The organism is Brevibacillus sp. HB1.1 (genome assembly GCF_013332445.1).
Lineage (GTDB): Bacteria > Bacillota > Bacilli > Brevibacillales > Brevibacillaceae > Brevibacillus > Brevibacillus porteri.
In genome coordinates, this window is the sequence record NZ_JABMIV010000014.1 from 73154 (window position 1) to 91361 (window position 18208).

At 45.7% G+C, this 18208-nt stretch carries 15 protein-coding genes and 1 pseudogene; 5 read left to right on the plus strand and 11 right to left on the minus strand.

The features are described from left to right. Positions 1–26: 26 nt before the first annotated feature. On the minus strand, positions 27–3140 hold the full coding sequence (locus HPY27_RS26625) for a S8 family serine peptidase (RefSeq protein ID WP_174226367.1): 3114 nt from the start codon (positions 3138–3140) through the stop codon (positions 27–29). Between the two features lie 232 nt (positions 3141–3372). Between HPY27_RS26625 and HPY27_RS26630 the strand changes: the two genes are divergently transcribed. The 4 genes from HPY27_RS26630 (at position 3373) to HPY27_RS26645 (ending at position 8888) form a co-directional block, all read left to right on the plus strand. After that, positions 3373–4452: an ankyrin repeat domain-containing protein gene (locus HPY27_RS26630; protein WP_174226368.1), complete on the plus strand. Its 1080-nt coding sequence runs from the start codon at positions 3373–3375 to the stop codon at positions 4450–4452. A gap of 168 nt (positions 4453–4620) precedes the next feature. Next, a complete protein-coding gene (locus HPY27_RS26635) occupies positions 4621–5766 on the plus strand; it encodes a YcdB/YcdC domain-containing protein (protein WP_174226369.1) in 1146 nt (381 codons plus the stop codon). A 395-nt stretch (positions 5767–6161) separates the two neighbouring features. Then, positions 6162–7637: an RtcB family protein gene (locus HPY27_RS26640; RefSeq protein ID WP_174226370.1), complete on the plus strand. Its 1476-nt coding sequence runs from the start codon at positions 6162–6164 to the stop codon at positions 7635–7637. A 126-nt stretch (positions 7638–7763) separates the two neighbouring features. Beyond that, positions 7764–8888, plus strand: coding sequence for a YcdB/YcdC domain-containing protein (locus HPY27_RS26645; RefSeq protein WP_174226371.1), 1125 nt, complete (start codon positions 7764–7766; stop codon positions 8886–8888). Between the two features lie 53 nt (positions 8889–8941). Here HPY27_RS26645 and HPY27_RS26650 read toward each other — a convergent pair whose 3' ends face one another. The 7 genes from HPY27_RS26650 to HPY27_RS26680 form a co-directional block, all read right to left on the minus strand. Beyond that, positions 8942–10555, minus strand: a complete 1614-nt coding sequence (locus tag HPY27_RS26650) for a YcdB/YcdC domain-containing protein (RefSeq protein WP_174226372.1) — start codon at positions 10553–10555, stop codon at positions 8942–8944. After that, entirely contained in the window at positions 10545–11084 is a 540-nt protein-coding gene (locus HPY27_RS26655; RefSeq protein ID WP_174226373.1) for an RNA polymerase sigma factor, read from the minus strand. The genes HPY27_RS26650 and HPY27_RS26655 overlap by 11 nt, the downstream gene beginning before the upstream one ends. Before the next feature lie 105 nt (positions 11085–11189). Next, the gene (locus tag HPY27_RS26660) at positions 11190–11576 is read right to left on the minus strand and encodes a VOC family protein (RefSeq protein WP_174226374.1); all 387 of its coding nucleotides are present in this window, start codon (positions 11574–11576) and stop codon (positions 11190–11192) included. Between the two features lie 54 nt (positions 11577–11630). Continuing rightward, the gene (locus tag HPY27_RS26665; RefSeq protein ID WP_017246771.1) at positions 11631–12491 is read right to left on the minus strand and encodes a helix-turn-helix domain-containing protein; all 861 of its coding nucleotides are present in this window, start codon (positions 12489–12491) and stop codon (positions 11631–11633) included. Continuing rightward, entirely contained in the window at positions 12488–13375 is an 888-nt protein-coding gene (locus HPY27_RS26670; protein WP_174226375.1) for a TIGR01777 family oxidoreductase, read from the minus strand. The genes HPY27_RS26665 and HPY27_RS26670 overlap by 4 nt, the downstream gene beginning before the upstream one ends. A gap of 85 nt (positions 13376–13460) precedes the next feature. Next, positions 13461–14099, minus strand: a complete 639-nt coding sequence (locus HPY27_RS26675) for a GNAT family N-acetyltransferase (protein ID WP_017246769.1) — start codon at positions 14097–14099, stop codon at positions 13461–13463. Continuing rightward, positions 14096–14665, minus strand: coding sequence for a hypothetical protein (locus tag HPY27_RS26680; protein WP_174226376.1), 570 nt, complete (start codon positions 14663–14665; stop codon positions 14096–14098). Before HPY27_RS26680 ends, HPY27_RS26675 begins: the two co-directional genes overlap by 4 nt. 159 nt (positions 14666–14824) lie before the next feature. Here HPY27_RS26680 and HPY27_RS26685 point away from each other — a divergent pair, with 159 nt between their 5' ends. Then, positions 14825–15421: a TetR/AcrR family transcriptional regulator gene (locus HPY27_RS26685; RefSeq protein ID WP_174226377.1), complete on the plus strand. Its 597-nt coding sequence runs from the start codon at positions 14825–14827 to the stop codon at positions 15419–15421. A 174-nt stretch (positions 15422–15595) separates the two neighbouring features. Here HPY27_RS26685 and HPY27_RS26690 read toward each other — a convergent pair whose 3' ends face one another. The 3 genes and pseudogenes from HPY27_RS26690 to HPY27_RS26700 form a co-directional block, all read right to left on the minus strand. Then, positions 15596–16162, minus strand: a complete 567-nt coding sequence (locus HPY27_RS26690) for an NADPH-dependent FMN reductase (protein ID WP_069850077.1) — start codon at positions 16160–16162, stop codon at positions 15596–15598. A 23-nt stretch (positions 16163–16185) separates the two neighbouring features. Next, a complete protein-coding gene (locus HPY27_RS26695; RefSeq protein ID WP_017246763.1) occupies positions 16186–17241 on the minus strand; it encodes an LLM class flavin-dependent oxidoreductase in 1056 nt (351 codons plus the stop codon). Between the two features lie 15 nt (positions 17242–17256). After that, a pseudogene (locus HPY27_RS26700) lies at positions 17257–18199 on the minus strand (ring-cleaving dioxygenase). Positions 18200–18208 lie beyond the last annotated feature (9 nt).

Sequence of the window (18208 nt, forward strand, 5' to 3'; positions counted from 1 at the left end):
TCCTTTCTATGAAGCGTCATAGCAGACTACTCTACTACCGCCTCCAACGTCACTTTCACCTTCACAGTCTGCGTAACAGACTCATCTTCCTTAGAAGTAATCGTCACGTACAGCGTAACGGTCTCTTCCCCTTCGGCAGGCAGCTCCTTCAAAATCCCCTCGCCATCGATAAACGCCTCATCAGAGCTCTTTGTCACCTGATAAGTCACATCATCGCTTTCTTCCGGCAGGGCAAGCACTGGCTGATCCAGCTCTGTGGTGTTCGCAATCTCAATCTCGAATTGATCTACGGCTTCTTCAACCACCTTAGACAAGACCGCGTTTTTATTCGATGCCTTAATCATGAAGGATTTCCAAGCCTCGTATTCTTTTACAATCTGCTCACCCTTCGGCTTGTTTTGGTCAACGCTTCGACCGACGAGCTTCAGCTTGTATTTTCCTGGATCGAGCTTCTTCGCTACTTGGCCACCATCGTAGTAGGTACCATCGAGATTAGAGAAGGTGATAGGGCCTGGTGCAATCAGTGCGTAATTGTTGAACACGGATGCGAGGGTACCGATGTATTTATCGTCCATGTTCCATGCTTCAACAGAGATCTGGTTCACGTCTTTTGCTTGCAGCTCAGCTTCGAGTGTGAAGGAATCCTCATTGCCATCGCCATCAGGCGTGATCGTCGTATCGGACAGCTTCAGGTTGTCGAAACCGAAGTTGGTATCCTCACGCTTGTCTCCCACGTGTACAGCAAACGGCAGGCGCAGGTCAGGGTTGCCTTTCGCTTTCAGCAGGACTTCCCCTTCATACACGCCGTCTTTTGCATCGGAGTCAACGGACAGGTTGAGCTCAAATGTGGTCGCATCGCCTTTTTTAGCGGAGATGGAATCATCGGAGATTTCCACATCGATGTCATCGACATCTGGCGATTTGGAGCCAGGCTTGTACGGATCTGTCGTGACGGATGGATGCATGATTACTTCTGCTTCGTAAGAAACTTCTTTCTTGGACAGGTTTTTCAGCTGGAGCGTTTTCGTGACGGTATTGCTGCCAGCCTTCAGCAAGCCAAAGGAAACGTTATCCGCATAGTACGGAATGGTCTTCGGCTCAAAATCTTCGCCCAAAATGGTGAGCTGCTCGACCGTTGTCAGGACAGCAGGTGTTTTCGCTGCGGCGTAGCCGTTCACACGGCCAGCACCTTGGGAGTACACATCGTACAGTAAGCCGTCTGGGCTATACAGCGGTTTTGAAGTGTTCGCGAGCGCTGCCTTGATATCGGCAGGTGTCCAGTCCGGATGTGCCTGTTTCAACAGCAGGGCAAGACCGGAAACGTGCGGAGCTGCCATGCTTGTACCGTTTAGACGGGCGTATGCCTTGTCGTACTTGGCGTCAGGGATAAGCTTGCTCCAAGATGGATAGCTGGACAGAACGGCTACACCTGGCGCAGCTAGATTCGGCTTGATGCTGTAATCGTCGCCCATGATTGGACCACGAGAGCTAAATCCAGCGATGCGGTCGCCCGGATCATTTGTGCTAGGGTAGTTTCCTGAGAACGTAAACGTCAGTGTTTTTGCTTTTTCAGGATCAGCCAGCAGCTCTTTTGCCAGTGTTCGGCCTTCCAGACCCTTCATGTCAAAGGTAGGGATCGCTTCGATCTGGTCACCCAGGATCGTGTTAACATAGCCTTCGCGATCACGGATATCTAGGTCGGCTTGGCCATCCCCGTCGACGTCGTTACCGTTAAAGACCACGATAGCGACAGCACCAGCTTTTCGGGCGTTTTCGATTTTTTCCGTGAAGCCGAGAGAACCACGGGAAACGAGAGCGACTTTGCCTTTTACATTTGCCTTTTCAAAATCGCTGCGAGAGCCAAGGTTGGCATAGACGACTGGGAGCGCTTTGGTTCCGATGATGGAGGAGAAGTTATCTTTTCTGACCTGCCATGCCATCACAGGGAATTCGTAATTGGCTCCAAAGGATGAGGTTGCTGAGCCGTCATATTGCACGGTAGGGGAGTCTACCGCTGCAACCGTGATCGGCAGCCTCGCTCCAGAAGGTGATCCTGCCGTGTAGTAATGTCTGCCGCGTTCATCGTCGGCTGAATTCCCACCCGATACAACCGTGATCACACCAGACAGCACCGCGTTATTCACAGCAATGGCATCTGGGGAGTCAGAGTCCTTCTCCATAGCGGAGCCAAGCGACAGGTTAATGACATCCATGCCGTCTTTCACCGCTTTTTCGATACCGTCGATGACCTGAGCGGAGCTACCGCCGCCTCGGCCCAATACGCGGTAGACGTAGAGGTCTGCACCGTAGGCAACCCCTTTTACTTGTACATCTGAGGTCTTGTTTTTGGCGCGTCCTACGATGGTGCCGGAGACGTGAGTTCCATGGCTGGAGCCTTCATATCCTTTTCCATCGCGATCCTCTTCCACAGGGATTGGTGCTTGTTCATAAGGGTCTTTGTCATTGTCGAAGGAGTCATATCCGCCTTTATAAGCATCCTTGAGATCAGGGTGCTTGTAATCGACCCCCGTATCGATGACGCCGACCTTCAATCCTTTCCCTGTCAAACCATCTTTCCACATATCGAGAACGCCGATTTGTTGGAGCGGGGCCTGATCCCATTTGGTGGACGATGCTTTCTCGCTGACGGCATCAATTTCGGGAAGCTCATAATACGTATTTTGATAAATGCGTTTCACCTGTGGCAATCCAGCCAGCTCTTCTAATTCGTCGGCTGACACTGTTACTTCCATCCCGTTGAATACATGTTCAAACTTGCGCTTTACCTTCAGTTTGACCTTGTTGTCTTTTGCCTCATCGAGGAAAGATTCTTGCTCCTCCTCTACTTTTGCTCGTAACGATCTAACGGAAGATTCTGAACCTTCTTCGTGTTTAGCTGTGATCGAAGGTTCGCTGTTCAGCTCAATAATGACACTGACGTTTTTGCTGGAACTGGTGTTCAGCAGGGGGGATATCTTCGAAATTTCGGAGCCAAGCTCTACTTCCGCGTTGGTATATTCGTTTACTTTCTCCCAATCCTGTTCGCTAAACTCCGCCGCTGCCAGTGCATTGTAAGGAAGGCCACTCAGCATGAGTGATGCTGCAAGCGTAAGAGAAGCGAGAGTACGCATCTTCTTCATCGGTCCACTCTCCTTAAAAAATTATGTATAAGACGATTTGCATAAGTATTTCTCTTCCCGTAAGACTACTCCTTTTATTGGGAAAAAACTTTTTATCGAGCAAATTCGTCAAAAATAGACAAAATTTCATGTATTTTCAAACGAATCAAGAGGGATAATGTAATAATTTGTTGTTTTTTGCCAATTAATTTTCTATATTTTTCATAAGACATAGGTTAGGAGAGGGTAATCAATGATCACGTTGAAAGGTATCGGGAGATTTGAAGAGCTGCCAGAAATCGCGATGCATATTTATCAAGGAAATGTCACGGCTTTGCAAGATGCGATTGCGGCAGGCTGGGATATAGAAAAGGGCATCGTGCTTAGCGAATATACGACGATAAGTCCGTTGGATCTGGCACTTGTATCGGAGAAACTAGAAGTTGTTAAGCTGCTGGTAGAGCATGGCGTTAATCTGAATGTCAAAAATAAACCGGCTTTTTTGAAGGCCGTACGTTATGGCAAGGAAGAGATCGTTCGCTATGTTGTAGCGCAAGGCGCCAAGCTGGACATGCTCAATCAGGTGCGCTCAGGCGCTTATTCGGAGGCTTACTACGGCAACAAAAAGAACATCCCGCTCATTCAAGAGCTGGGACTGGATATAAGACTGCATGGCGGCGATGTATTGCGTGAAGCCGTGTCGGATCATGACCTTACGACCACGGCCTACTTGCTCGATCATGGGGTGGACATCAATTACAACAAACCGAATATGGTGTATCCGTATCAAGCGACCCCATTAACAGTGGCCACGCGCATGGGGAATGTCGCCATGGTCAAGTATTTGGTTGAACGCGGTGCGGACGTTATGATAGCGGAAAAGGGTGGCGAGCGGCCTTATACCATCGCGGTCAGCAATAAAGATACGGTGTTGGCTGCGTATTTGAAATCGCTGGAGCCTGCCGAGCTACATGATGTGGAGAACAGAAAGTACGAGCTGCAAAAATATAAACTGACCGAAGAACTGATTGGCTTCCTTACCGGAGAAGAGCTGCGTCTTGAGCTGGCGGAAAATGAGTATGCTATCGGATACATCGATTTTTTCACATTGACCGATACGATTGAGATGAAGGTCGGGCGGCAAAAGCTGCTGCGTTTGTCTGCCGAAATCGACAACTACTCCCATCTGCATCTTGTGTGGAATCCGAAGAAAAAAGGTAGCATAGGCTTGTATGATGAGGAGCATAAGGAGTATGCGGATTTGTGCAGCTTTACAGAACTTATCGCGCATGCTGATATGTACTTGATCAAGTTTATGGAGGGTGAGTTGTAAGAACCAATAAACAGCAATCAGACAAGCCAGATGACAGTATCCGATTGCTGTTGGTTATCTCTGCGGGGGCTGGAGCAGGTATAACGCCCGTAAAAATTTGTGACTTTTTCTCTCGTTGTCACGACTTATCAATTGGAAAATACTTGAATAGAGGGTGGGGGGAATTACATGAAAAAAATGAATTCAATCTTGGCCTTGTTGATTGCAGCACCCTTGTTATGTAGCGCAACGGTTTGGGCAAAAGACAAGAATGAGGTCAAGCTCCCTACGCTCGTGAATGAAACGTATGAAGAAGTCTTGGTATCGGTTCCTCAATTAAAACAGTACAAACTGACTTCCGTTGAACAGGAAGACGATCGTTTCGAGCTGATTTTGCAGGGAAAAGAAAAAGGGGAGTATCGGTCTGCCACAATCAAAATCGATGAAAAGTCAGGGGATTTGGTCTTATTCACTCATATTTCCTCGGTAGAGCAATCACAAAAACAACCATCAGATGAAATCGCCAAAGAAAGAGCCACAAAGTTCTTGAAAGAAATATGGGATGAGGAGTTTCACCGATACCAATTCACAGCTGTCGAGCCTGCCAACATCGACTTTTATTATGAGGATGAAAAGGCAAAGGAAATAAATGTAATAAAGGAAATAGATGTACATCGGAGTGGGAAGCGAGTCGTGTTCACTTCCCAAAATGATGGAGAGTCCATTCTTTCCGTGCGGGTTGAAGCTGGCGGAGAAATCTACAGTGTAGAAGAAGAGATTTTCAACGTATCCAAGCTGGATGAGAAAGTGAAACAAACTGCCCAACGGTTATTGGAGGCTGTTCCTGAAATGAAGGAAGAAACGTATCATATAAGCAGGGACGATAATCGTAACGGGAAATGGTTTAAGGGGCCACTTATGAGCTTAGAGAGAGATGTGATCCGTTATGTTTCGGAAAGTAGTAATAAGGTTAAGCTCATTTTTATTAACAACAGAACAGGGGAATTGACTCACTTTTCTCTTCTAAAAGAGAGAGAAAAATCGAATAACCCCATTACGAAAGAGGTTGCAAAAGAAAAGGCAGCTCACTTTATTCAACAGGTTCTGAAGGATAGTGACAAATATAAATTCGTGGGATCTGGGGAAAGGGTTCTTGGAGATGGTTATGTGGAGATAGTAGTCGGATTTACAACGCCATTGCCAGAGCACATCAACTTTATAAAGCATCTTGAAATTTCTGTCGATCAAGATGGAAAAATAACAGGGGCTACGACGGGAGTGGAAGAAGCAAACTCTGATTTCCAAGAATACTATGAGGAAGGTAGCCCCCGATAATTTGGGGGCTTTTTTCTTTTCGTATTGACAGTAAAATTTATCCAATGGTAAGATCGTGAGCAAGAAACGAAAGGAGGAGGATTCGAACATGTTCGCATACGTAATCAAGCATGAATCAGGACGTTTTAGCGATAGGATCCAACTCCATAGGTATGCCTTTTACGCGATGTATCAACGGATTGTTGCGTGGTTGAAGGGTGAGTCAGCACCGTTTCCCATCAGTTGCGGTTGCAGATGATACCCGTACGATAACCCAATAGCTCCAAGCGTAGAGGCTGCAATCAAGGCTGCATTTTTTCATCCCCGCATGAAGAAATGAGCTTTTGGAAGCGGCTTTTTCTATTTGGTAAATAAAGAACGTATGTTCCTAAAAAACAAACAAAGGTGGTTTTACATTGAGCAACACGCCGATTAAATATTTCATCAATCCGGAAGTAAAAGTGGAAAACAATGCGGTAGAGGAGCTTCATCGACTTTTAGAGGTGAATGAAACAATTGAAACGCTGCAAAAGCATTCACCCGATTATTTTGACGATCCCAATACAGGGGTTTTGGAAGTAGCCATTACGCCCGATTTTCACAAAGGTAGCGGCATCCCTGTAGGCACGACGCTGTTTACACGTGGGTTTGTACTGCCGCAAGCGATTGGCAACGACATTAACTGCGGGATGCGTCTGTATGTCACGGATTTGCACGAGGAACAGATTCGCACAAATCTGGATGCCATTGAACGGAATGTGCGCCATGTTTTTTTCGAAGGGGGCCGCAATATTCCCATGACGCGGCATATGCGGGAAAAAATGTTCAAGGAAGGCCTGATCGGCATACTGGACAGCCACAAGGAAGCGAATGGCGAGGGAATTTGGCGTTATTACAACGAGAAGCAGCAGGAGCTCGATTTGAGCCATGTTAATAAAATGGGTTCTTTTATCGCAGAATCGACGATTGGTCTCGATGACTTTCTCGGTCCTGCCGAGCTTTCCCGGGATGCACAAATCGGCTCGCTTGGCGGAGGGAATCATTTTTTTGAGATTCAGGTGGTCAAAAAAGTGCATCAGGGTGCTATCGCCAGCCAGTGGGGGCTGAAGGAAGGGCAAGTCGTCCTCATGATTCATACGGGCTCCGTTTCTATTGGGTATAACAGTGGGGCATGGATCAAAGAGATGCTGAAAAAGATGTACCCGACTTCCTTGAAGCATCCGGATAATGGGATGTATCCACTGCCTCTTTCGGAGCATTCCCTGCCGCAGTGGAAAATGTTTTGGAGTCTCCTGCACAATGCGGCGAACTTTGCGTTTGCCAATCGATTGATGCTGGGCCTGATGATGTACAAATCGATTTCCGATGTGTTGGGCGATTTTGAACACCGGCTGTTGTACGATGCGCCTCATAATTATTTGTGGGAAGAGCAGCTGGAGCAGGTGGGCGGATTTTTGCATCGGAAAGGGTCGTGTACGGCGAAGTCGGCCGAGCAAATGATGGGCACGCCGTTTCAGTATACGGGCGAACCTGTGTTTATCCCCGGTTCCATGGGCTCGCACAGCTTTATTTTGGCGGGGCTCGGCAATCGGGATAGCTTGTATAGCGCAAGTCATGGCGCCGGTCGTGCACTCTCTCGCGGGGATGCTGTGAAAGTAGACGACGACCGATTTCGCGAGTTTCTTGCCAACTTCCGTGTGATCAATCCGATTGACCCGAAACGGGCGGACTTGCGTGGACGGAGCGATATTTTGAAGAAATGGGAAGAAGAGCTGAAAAAAGAGGCGCCGTATGCCTATAAAGATATTACACCCGTGATTCAGTCGCATGTCGATCATGGTATGGCTGAGATTGTGGCTGAGGTGGCACCGATTGCTACCGTGAAAGGCTAGATAGGAACCTCCACATTCACTAGTACAGTGATTTGGAGGTTTCTTTATAAAATTTGCGACCTTTAGACTCGTGATTACGACTTATTTATAGGAAAAAAATTCCTTTAAAAAAATGGAGGGAACAACATGAAAAAAATGAGTTCTACTTTGGCTGTGCTGATCGCAGCCACATTGATGTCAAGCACACCAATTTGGGCTAAAGACAAGGATAGCGTCGAACTGCCGAATCGTGTGAAAGAAACGTATGAGGAAGTGCTCGAGCTGGTGCCAGAAATACAGAAATACGAAAATAGGGAGGTAGAATTCTATAACGGAATTTATACCATTACCCTGGAAAAAAAGAAGCGGGAATATCCATCAGCAACGATTGAAATTGATAAGAAAACAGGCGATATCGTTTATTTCGAGCACATTTCCAATCTCGAGCAATCATCGAATCCTCCTTCTGATGAATTAGCAAAAGAAAAAGCAACGGAGTTCTTGAAAGAATTGCTCGATGATAAGTTTGAGCAATACCAATTTGATAGTATCAAAGAAGATGCCATTCACATTAGAAATGATAATGAAGATGGAAGCCAAATCGATGCTGAGCGTGATGTCAAACGGGTATTGTTCACTACAGAGAATAACAACGTGTTGAATCTTGGAGTGGTGGTGGACACGGAAGGTACCATTCATAGCGTATTACCTTTTTTAACTGAAGAGAAGTTGGATCAAAAAATACGAAAAAGTGTCGAACGGGTATTTGAGGCAATTCCTGAGTTGAAAGAGGGGCCATATAAAATGATGAGAAGGGATCGAAATGACGAGAGGTTTAAAATACCAGAGCTTAGCATAATGCGAGACCAGATCTTCTATAGTAGCGATAATGCGGACATTGTTATTGACAACATCACCGGGGAATTGAACCATTTAACCATTCATGGAATGGATGAAAAATCCAATAATCCCATTAGTAAAGAGGTAGCGAAGGTAAAAGCGGCGCAATTTATACAGCAGGTTATCGAGGACAGTGAGAAGTACAAATTTGTGGCGCTTGGAACGCCGTATTCGGAAGCAAATGACTCGGGGACGGCCGTTGGATTTACGACACCTTTGCCAGAGGATGAACGGTATGTAAAACATTTGAAAGTGTATGTAGCTCAAAATGGAAAAATCCTATCGGTAAGAGCTAATGTAGAAGAAGAATCTTTTGATTTTGAACAACACTATAAAGATCTAGAACAACCTTTGGCTAGAGAAAAGAAGTAATCATAGCTGAAAGCCTCCGATCATTTCGGAGGCTTTCTTCTTGTCAGGTAGATTCACCATATCACCTTTTTACCTGATCTCGCATCAATCCCGGTTCGTGTTGTCTCTTTTTTTATGATCGTATAAATCAATTGTGGAGGTTGACTTGCACCTGATAGCCCGGGATTGTTCGTGTACACCAATTCCAGCGGACTATCTTCCAAAAGACGCTCGATTGCTGTTTCTTGCAGAATGACGTTAACAGGTTCTGGTAAGGTATCCGTGCTTGTAGTCAAATCTCCAACCATGCGAACCACTTGCTCCGTTTCAAGGTCTATCGAAATCTCGAAGGTACGATCAATAATGGCGATGTTATGGTGCATAGCTTGGAATTGGATGGTTATCTCAGACCTAGATGAATTACGGATGATATCTTTGACACGTAATTGCTGAATGCTTTTATCGAGAAACTTCTGTAAAAAGAGAGAAGCTGATTCAATATAAGCCTCTGTCGGCTTCGGATCGGGTATCTTTTTACTGCTCTCTTCTGCTTCATGAAAATAATAGCTGACGACCTGGCCTGTATCGGCGATCACATCCATTGAAACACTTTTCTGCTGATTGGCAGAATACCATTGATAAACAGTAATCTTCTGCGGTCGCATGCCGTTATTATTGGATGAATCATATCTAAAGGTCATTTCATTCATGGGGAGTTGGAGCTCCTTGGAGAGGAATGTAGCAGCCTCTTTTTCATCACGTACAAATTGCTTCCCATGTGGTGTAATCGGAATGAGTTGCTTTTGCTCTTCTTTTCTAACCGTTCCGTCTATGGCATTGATGTTTCCGAATAAACCGGGAAAATAGACGAGCTTTGATTGATTTCTTACATAAGCGAGCTCCACTGAATCTGCAAAAGCTTGTTGAGCCTGTTCCATAGGAATGGCTTTAGCTGGGTCAGGAAACAGCTGTGTATTCCATTGTTTATTTCCGCTGAGTGCCAACGATTGCGTTTTCTCTCCTTGAACCTGCACGAGATAGCCGCTATCCAAGTAAGGAATACCATTTACCATCCTCGTGAAATAATACTGCCCTGTTTTCTCATTGGAGAGAGAGGAGTGAACCTGGTATTGGTTGACATTTCCGACCGCAATTTTTTGAAAGTGAGTCCAAACAGGAGCGGGAATATCAGGTGGGCTGACTGGTGGACTTATTGGCGGACTTACTGGTTGTCTCATTTGGCTTTCTCCAATCGGAGTTTGGCTGAACTGTTCCGTATTGATTTTGTTTTTGTCGGCTTGCTCAGTCCGAGCTTTACTTGTTTCCTTTGGAGTAGTCTTTGCAGGGGGATTCGTCTTTTGTACGGTCGGTTCCTTACTTTCTGGATGCTTGGGCAATATCGGCTGCTCGGTTTTAGGCAGCTCCACGACTTCAGTTGGTGGGAGAGAAACGGTTTGCGGCTTTTCCACTCCCATGTCATGCATATTCGCAAGACCAAAGACCAAAAAAGCGGCCGCTGCGACTCCGCCTGCTTTCGAAAGCACCAGTAACTTTTGCTGTTGCTTTAATTTTCGTGCTCTTTTTTGCAAATCGTTTTGCAGATACGTCACGAAATCTTCCCGGGGCTGTTCAGAAAGGGACATCTCCTTTAGTTGGTCGAGAAGCTCTTTGTCGCTATCATTTAACATTTTCAGTTTGCAACCCTCCCGGATAGTAATGAGGCTTGAGCTTTTGCTGCAAGATCTGTAATCCGCGGCTAAAATCAGTTTTCACCTTGGATTCTGTACATCCGAGGATTTCTGCTGTTTCTTTGATGCTGAATTCCTTGATTCCACGTAAATAAACAGCCATACGGTACGCGGGTTTTAACGTTCGAATCGCATTCATCAATTCATGCTGCGTTTCTTTGCTCTCCCAAGAGCTCTCTGGAATGCCCTCTTTGGAATGAAGTCTTTTCAGCCACTCGCTCGGTAACAGCTCGTACATTTTTCTTCGGCGGTACGCATCAATCGCTGTATATTTCGCAATGGAAAAGAGCCACGTCTTCATTTCAGAGCGTCCGTCATAGGTGGGAAGAGCCTTTAACAGACGAATAAAAACTTCCTGAGTCAGGTCCTCGGCTTCGGTGTGATTTCCAGTAAAGTAGAGAAGGAACTGATAAATATCCAAATGGTACTGCGTATGGATGGACAATATCTGTTGCTCTATATCATGCAAAAAGGCTCCCCCTAAACCCCGAAATATATTGCTTACCTATTAGTCGTAAGAAACTGGAAAAAGGTCGCGGGATTTTTGGGAAAATAAAAAAGAGACCGTTCAAACTTAAACGGTCTCCCCTTGTACTTCACTCACGAAGGCATGTGTATTCTCTTCTGTGTCTTTAAAAAAGGTCATCCATGTTTCCGTTTGCCCCATTTTGGCTACGAGATGTGGCTCGTCGATAAACGTAACGTCTCTTTTTTTCAAACCTTCAAAAGCAGTTTGAATGTCATCCACTTGAAAGTAAAGGACGGAGCTGGCATGTGCAAATTGCTCTTTTTCCGGTAAGCTCAGCATGAGACGAAGTCCGTTACATTCAAAGAACGCCATATTGTCTGTCTGAAACAAAAGAGGGAGCCCGAGCTGCTCTTTGTAAAAATGGATGGCTTTTTCCATATTTTTGACAGGGATGCCGATTTGCCCTACTTTTTGAATCAGGTTCGTTTTCATGATAAAATCCCCCTTTTGTTCGCGTCTCCTCATCAGCATAAACGAATTCATTGATTAATTCTTATCCAAAATCACTTTTTTTCTGAATGACAGAGGAGAAATGCCGATATGCTGCTTAAACATTTTGCTAAAGGAAACGGGATTATGGAATCCAAGCGCAAAGGCGATGTCTGTCATACTGAAGTCCAGTTTAGCTAACAGTAGCTTGGCTCGTTGTATCCGGTATTCCGAAATATGCTGGTGGGGCGTTTTGCCATACACTTGGGCGTACGCTCGCAATAAATGGTTGGGGGACAGACAAGCAATCTTTGCGATCTCATCGAGCCTAATTGGTTGATCATAAAAAGCTCGTATATAATCGTGGGCGGTACTGACTCTTCGATAGAGTTCTTCGCGCGTCGATTGTCGAAGCGCGTGCAACGCGTCTATTTCTTTTCTTACATCGAGGTGTCCGAGCAATATGGTCCGCATAATTTGGTGAAATTGTTCTTCATAACCGATGGATTCCCGATCAAGGAAGGTGAGACCATCTTTCAGAGTCGTTAACTGGGAAGCGAGTGTATGGCTCGTAGCATAGGTTTTTTCAAAGAAACCAATAGAAGCTGTGTCTTTATAAGGATCGCTAAGTAGTCTATCCGTCGATTCCTTGAGCGATTGGAAAATCTCCTCTGCAAAACCATGCTTGAAGAAAATACAAAACGATTCAACTTCCTCGGAATCATCAATCGAAATGGTGTAATTCCCTTCGTTCAGCAACAGATAACGATTTTCTTCCACAGCAAAAAAGCCTTTGCTCGTCTTGTAATGTGCCCTTCCTTTCCGGAATGTCTTGATAGAGAGTTGCCCCTCCCCTTCCCAGTAAAATTGCTTGCTTTTTGCATGCAGAACATAGTTGGTTGAGGCTTTGCCGGTCATTTCAAGATATCCTGCAACGTCTTATCGATATGGGCGAAGCGAAACGGGTACCCTTCACGCTCAAGCCTTTCTGGAATGACCCAGCGACTTTTCAAGACCAGCTCTGTTTCTGTTCCGATCATGACCGCTCCCATTTCCAGCATCCATTTGGGAGAAGGTAGTCCGAAGCTTCGATTCATGACGTTTCGAAAATGCTGCATGAACTCACGGTTTGTGACGGGATGTGGAGAAGAGCAATTAAATACGCCGCTTAAATCTCCCCGTTTTTTCAAAAAGAGAATAATTTGATACACATCTTCAACATGGATCCAGCTAAAACGCTGATTGCCCGATCCTTGGACACCGCCAAGACCAAAGCGAACCAGATTCTTGTAAGGCTCGATCACACCGCCGTTTTCCCCCAGCACGATCGCCATACGTAAGGCAACTTGTCTCGTATGCGGCAAATCAAAGGAAAAGAAGGCAGACTCCCATTCCTTGGCGACATCAACGGAAAAGCCTGTTCCAAGCTCCCCGCTCGCTTCTGTCATGGGGCGATCCTCCGCATGCCTATAGATGGTGGCTGTGCTCGAGTTGATCCAAAGCGGTGGCGGGTTTTTGCAAGCCAAAACAGCATTGCCGAGTATGTGAGTGGTCTCTGTTCGAGATTTCAGGATTTCTTCCTTGTTCTTGTCATGGTAACGGCAATTGACGGATTTGCCCGCCAGATTGATGAGCAGCTCGGAATCTTCCAAAGCTTCCACGATCTTTGCATGATTATCCCACATTATATGAGGGAAAGTTCTTGCGATGATCATGACTTCGTAGCCAAGTTGATTGAATTTGTCTGCCAGATACTTGCCGATAAAGCCAGTGCCGCCGGCCAGGATGACTTTCTTTTTCATAAGATCAACTCGCTTCCTTCTGTATGCGTATTTCTTACAATAATTGTAACATAATGCGAAGTGGCGGCAGCATGTATCCGTCATTCTAGCGATTTTTTTGATAGACCATACAAAATACAGGTACATCATCGATTTTGGTTTGTTCTCGCAACGTAAATCCTAGTTTGCGATACAAACCGACATTCTCTTCCTTTTCCGTATCCAGCGCGATCCCCTGCGATTCGTGGTCATCCTCTATGGTTTGAAACAGATGTTGCATCAGGGTTTTTCCGACTCCCTTGCCTTGAGCCTCCGGTTTTACGCCAATCATAATGAGGTAGTGATGCTTCCATGGAGGAGCGGCAGAACGTGTGATGCGCATATATGAATTAAGGAGTATCAGCGTTTTTCCAGACAGTTGAAATACTAAAGGAATTAGCATACCGATTAACAGCAAGCCCCCTTTTATATGCGGAAGCTTGCTGGTTTGTGGCTTCTCGACGACGTATGTGCCGAGTAAGCTGTCTTCGTCAAAAATACCCCATACTTCCTCATGAAATAGAAAGCTCTTATCAAACAGAAAAGACAGAAAAGCTGTCACGCTTTTTCTTGCTGCATGGTCGAGCTCTGAATCCCCAAATACGTGCAGAAAGAGTGGATCACGCGAAAATGCCCTGCTCATGAGTGAGACGAATGCGGATTTATCCGACTTTGTGAGTTTGGATATGCGGTAGGAAGTCTTCATTTTTCTGTACCTGTGTCGTTGATTACTTTCCCATAATGATTGACAGCAAAGCTAAACAACACTTTTACCATAAAGAATAAGCAGGTGATCAACAGAAACGGATGCATGCTTGGAAGCAATGGTATCCAGCCAAGGCCAACAGACAGGAGAATGCCTGCGACAAACAGCTGAGAACGATGCCCAAAAAGAGCATTCACAACAAAAGCTCCTACAATCGTATAAGCCCATACCCCTATGGAATACGCGAGGTTTTGCTGTAAGAGAAATGCAACGAGGATGATATGGACGTGAATCGCGATGAAGACGATGCGATTTTTTTTACGTGCGGCATAAAAATTGCTGGTTGAGATCGTAAAATTCGCTAGGCAGCCAGAAAATATATCGAATACAAGCAACAATGCCAATGTACTGCGCCAAATGGGCAAGCTCTCCGTGAGTTCAGGGAATCGCAAATAGAGAGCAGTTGTGAGCACTCCACCGAACAGCAAGATAACTGAGATCGAGCCAATGCTCTGCTTTTCACCGAAGACGTCATGCAAAAAAGCAGGAATCCGTAATTGTTTCATGATAAATACACTCCCGTCTCTCGAAAAAATATGTAGTAAATATACTCATTTACTACAAAACAATTATAACTATCGAGGTCCGTCCATTTCAATAATTTTGTAGTGTATTCGTTGAATTACTCTAAAACCTGAGCTACACTACAGAAAGAGGTGGAGAAGATGAACGGATTCGAACGACGAAAACAGAATAAAATCGATCAGATATACAGCGCCGCCTTTCCATTGTTCTCCAAGCATGGCTTTCAAAAAGTCAGCGTAAATGAAATTGCGCAGAACGCGAAGGTTTCTCCGGCGACCATTTATAACTACTTTGGGACAAAAGAACAGCTCTACGCGGACATGCTAATGAACTGGATGGACAAGCAGTTGGAGCAGTATGAGAGGATTCTCGATTCGGGGAGTTCTTTTTCTGAAAAGACAAAGGACATCATGCTGTTGGAAGCCAAGAATTTGCATACCCTCACGGACGAGTTTCAGAACGCCCCCTTTTCTGAACTAAGTCGTTTACTGCAACGAATCGAAAGCGAATACGAGCAAAAAATCAGGCGCTTTTTTACGAAGTTCGTCGCGCTTGGGAAGCAGGAAGGTTATATTCAGCGTGATCTGACAGAAGAAATGATGATGATGTACTTCACGATGTACAAAAATGAGCTGGGACTGCATTGGGAAGCATCGAATCGTGAGCGAGTAACGTTGAGTATGGAGCAATGGGTGGATATGTTTTTCTTTGGTTTGGTTGGACAGAAGCAGAAGTAGCACGAAAGTAAAAAAGCTCTTCACCCAAAATGGGGAGAGCTTTTCTTTTTTAGCTAAAATTTGAAAAGTCTGTATGCCAGTTAGATTTCGATAGGTTGCCGTGTTTGGAATTGGATAATTCCTCCTAAATGTCTTTGTGTGTAGTTTCTTTAATTTGAGATAAATTTGATTCGATTAAAAATCGTACTCCGCATCTTTTTGCTCCCGAATCCGTGCATAGGCATCGACGAGTAGTACCGTATCCTCGACGAGACGCTCCAGACGGAAATGAATATCATCATTGATGATTTCTTTGCGGTTGAAGTCCTTCTCTTCGATAAAGACATAAGTGGGTACGATATGTGCCTTCATATAAGAGAGGATCGGCTTCAACTGTTGTTCCGCCATGAGATAGTGCTTGGATGTTCCTGCTGTGACCAATACGCTGACCACTTTATCCCTGAAAGCGTTGACGGGCAACAGGTCAAAAATGTTCTTCAATGTGGCTGGGATAGATGCTTGGAATGTAGGTGTTCCAATGATAAGCGCATCGGCTCCCATGATGGTTTCGGTCACGAACTTGGTGTCGCCTTCGTAATCCGTGTAATTCCGACCGTCGCTGAAGACGAGATTGTACTCGGCTAGGTCAAGCAGCGTAATTTCTGCATCCGGGTATTTTTCCCGTGCTTTTTTGAGTGTCCAATCCATCGCTGTTCTTGTTTTCGAGCCTACGTTAGAGCCTGCAATGCCGACGATTTTCATAGGTGTCACTCCTTTTTTTGTTCTTATTTTGCTGTATGCTTTTTAATTTCTGGCAAGATTTTCGTTGCGATCAGCTCAATATTTTTGGCAATCTTATCAAACGGAACGCCGCCAAAATCGATTTGCGCCATGAAGCGCTGTTGCCCATACATTTCGTATTGGTAGAGCATTTTTTCGACGATGACATCTGGGCTACCAATCATTAACGCATCTCGATAATCGACAGCTTGCGCAAACTGTTGCTTCGGATATCCACTACCACGCAAAGCGATAAAACCACCGTTTAGATGCGGATAGTACTCGCGAAGCGTATCAGAAGTTTTGTCAGCTGTATAAAACAAGCTTGTTGTCGCTACTGGCAAGGTAGCTGGGTCAAAGCCATTTTGCTTCGCAGCCTCCCGATAGGCATCGACGGAGCCTTTAAAGTTGATGGCAGGACCTCCGAGTGTTGTCAGCATCATGGGTACTCCTGCTTGACCGGCTTTGATCGCACTCGCAGGTGGTCCCCCTACTGCTCGCCAGATAGGCAGGCGTCCGTCTAATGGCTGCGGCAGGATCGTAGCATTTTGTAGCGGTGCACGGAATTGCCCTTCCCACGTAATGCGTTCCTCGTTATTCAGCTTCAAAAGCAGATCCATTTTCTCCTCAAACAATTCTTCATAGTCGCGTACATCGTAGCCGAGGAGGCTATAAGCCCCTACACGGGAACCGCGTCCCGCAACAATTTCAGCCCGACCATTGGAGATCAAATCCAACGTAGCAAAGTCTTCATACACGCGGACTGGGTCGGATGTGCTCAATACCGTAGCAGAGCTGGCAATTTTAATGTTTTTTGTAGCTTGTGCGATCGCGCCCAGAATGACGGTATGTGCTTGCGTCGTAAAATACGTCTGGTGGCTTTCGCCAACAGCGAATACATCAATACCTGCTTCATCTGCCAGCTTACTTGCCTCGATTAATTCCTTGATACGTTGTTCAGCAGAAATCTTTGAGCCTGTGTGTGGGTTCGGGGTATGGTCGCCAATTGAATACAGGCCGAATTCCAGTCCCTTTTTGGTGTCGATACGATATTGTTCCATGTTCATTCACTCCTTTTAGTCTATAGGTGTCAATTTTTCTTCAATCTCTGCACGACGGCCTTCGAGGAATGGAGGTAAATCCAACGCTTTCCCAAGCGCCTCGACGGTTGAATCTTCTGTGAAGCCAGGACCGTCTGTTGCGATTTCGAATAAAATTCCATTTGATTCACGGAAATACAAGCTTTTGAAGTAGAATCGATCGATCACGCCTGTTGAACGGAAGCCGCGTTTTCGAACGGCGTCATCCCAATATTGCAGCTCTTCATCGTTGTTCACGCGGATCGCCAAGTGATGGACACTCCCTCGTCCTGGTTTTTCAGGGGTACCTTCTTCCTGCTTGATGACAATTTCTCCGAAGGATTTCCCTGGGACGGATTGATAAATGGCTTCTTGTTCTGAGCGTGATACTTCGGTATAACCGAATGTGTCTGTTAACAGACTGGCTATTTTGTCCAAGGAGCGGACGGTAATCTCAACCGTGCCGATTCCCAAAATGCGATGCTTTTCTTCGACCACGGATTCGTCCCATGGAGCCCAACTCGATGGAACTCCTTCGCCGTTGTTATTGATCAGGATCATTCGCAGGCCTTCTGGGTCTTCGAAATGCAAGGCATCGCGGCCAGCGTACTTGGTAATCTCGCCATGGTGAACATTCAGTTGTTCAAAGCGCTTTTTCCAAAAGGTCAAGCTCTCCAGTGACGGAACGAGCAGTCCGATTCGAGTGATCGCGTTCGTGCCGCGTACGGTTTTTCCTATCATCGGCATTTCAAAAAATGACAACTCGGTTCCGGCACTGCCTGTCAAATCTCCGTAAAACAGGTGATACATCGACGGATCGTCTTGGTTGACGGTTTTTTTTCACTCTGCGCAGTCCCAATACGTTTTGATAAAAGTGATTATTCGATGGAGCGTGTTTGGTTAACATAGATACATGGTGATGGCCTGGAATGGTGTACATGGTAGCCCT

What these genes read in the sequence shown, in the direction of transcription:
- HPY27_RS26630 (WP_174226368.1), top strand. Translation starts at nt 3,373, where the DNA reads ATGATCACGTTGAAAGGTATCGGGAGATTTGAAGAGCTGCCAGAAATC.
- HPY27_RS26690 (WP_069850077.1), bottom strand. Translation starts at nt 16,162, where the DNA reads ATGAAAATCGTCGGCATTGCAGGCTCTAACGTAGGCTCGAAAACAAGA.
- HPY27_RS26695 (WP_017246763.1), bottom strand. Translation starts at nt 17,241, where the DNA reads ATGGAACAATATCGTATCGACACCAAAAAGGGACTGGAATTCGGCCTG.
- HPY27_RS26670 (WP_174226375.1), bottom strand. Translation starts at nt 13,375, where the DNA reads ATGAAAAAGAAAGTCATCCTGGCCGGCGGCACTGGCTTTATCGGCAAG.
- HPY27_RS26635 (WP_174226369.1), top strand. Translation starts at nt 4,621, where the DNA reads ATGAAAAAAATGAATTCAATCTTGGCCTTGTTGATTGCAGCACCCTTG.
- HPY27_RS26660 (WP_174226374.1), bottom strand. Translation starts at nt 11,576, where the DNA reads ATGAAAACGAACCTGATTCAAAAAGTAGGGCAAATCGGCATCCCTGTC.
- HPY27_RS26675 (WP_017246769.1), bottom strand. Translation starts at nt 14,099, where the DNA reads ATGAAGACTTCCTACCGCATATCCAAACTCACAAAGTCGGATAAATCC.
- HPY27_RS26650 (WP_174226372.1), bottom strand. Translation starts at nt 10,555, where the DNA reads ATGTTAAATGATAGCGACAAAGAGCTTCTCGACCAACTAAAGGAGATG.
- HPY27_RS26685 (WP_174226377.1), top strand. Translation starts at nt 14,825, where the DNA reads ATGAACGGATTCGAACGACGAAAACAGAATAAAATCGATCAGATATAC.
- HPY27_RS26665 (WP_017246771.1), bottom strand. Translation starts at nt 12,491, where the DNA reads ATGACCGGCAAAGCCTCAACCAACTATGTTCTGCATGCAAAAAGCAAG.
- HPY27_RS26645 (WP_174226371.1), top strand. Translation starts at nt 7,764, where the DNA reads ATGAAAAAAATGAGTTCTACTTTGGCTGTGCTGATCGCAGCCACATTG.
- HPY27_RS26625 (WP_174226367.1), bottom strand. Translation starts at nt 3,140, where the DNA reads ATGAAGAAGATGCGTACTCTCGCTTCTCTTACGCTTGCAGCATCACTC.
- HPY27_RS26680 (WP_174226376.1), bottom strand. Translation starts at nt 14,665, where the DNA reads ATGAAACAATTACGGATTCCTGCTTTTTTGCATGACGTCTTCGGTGAA.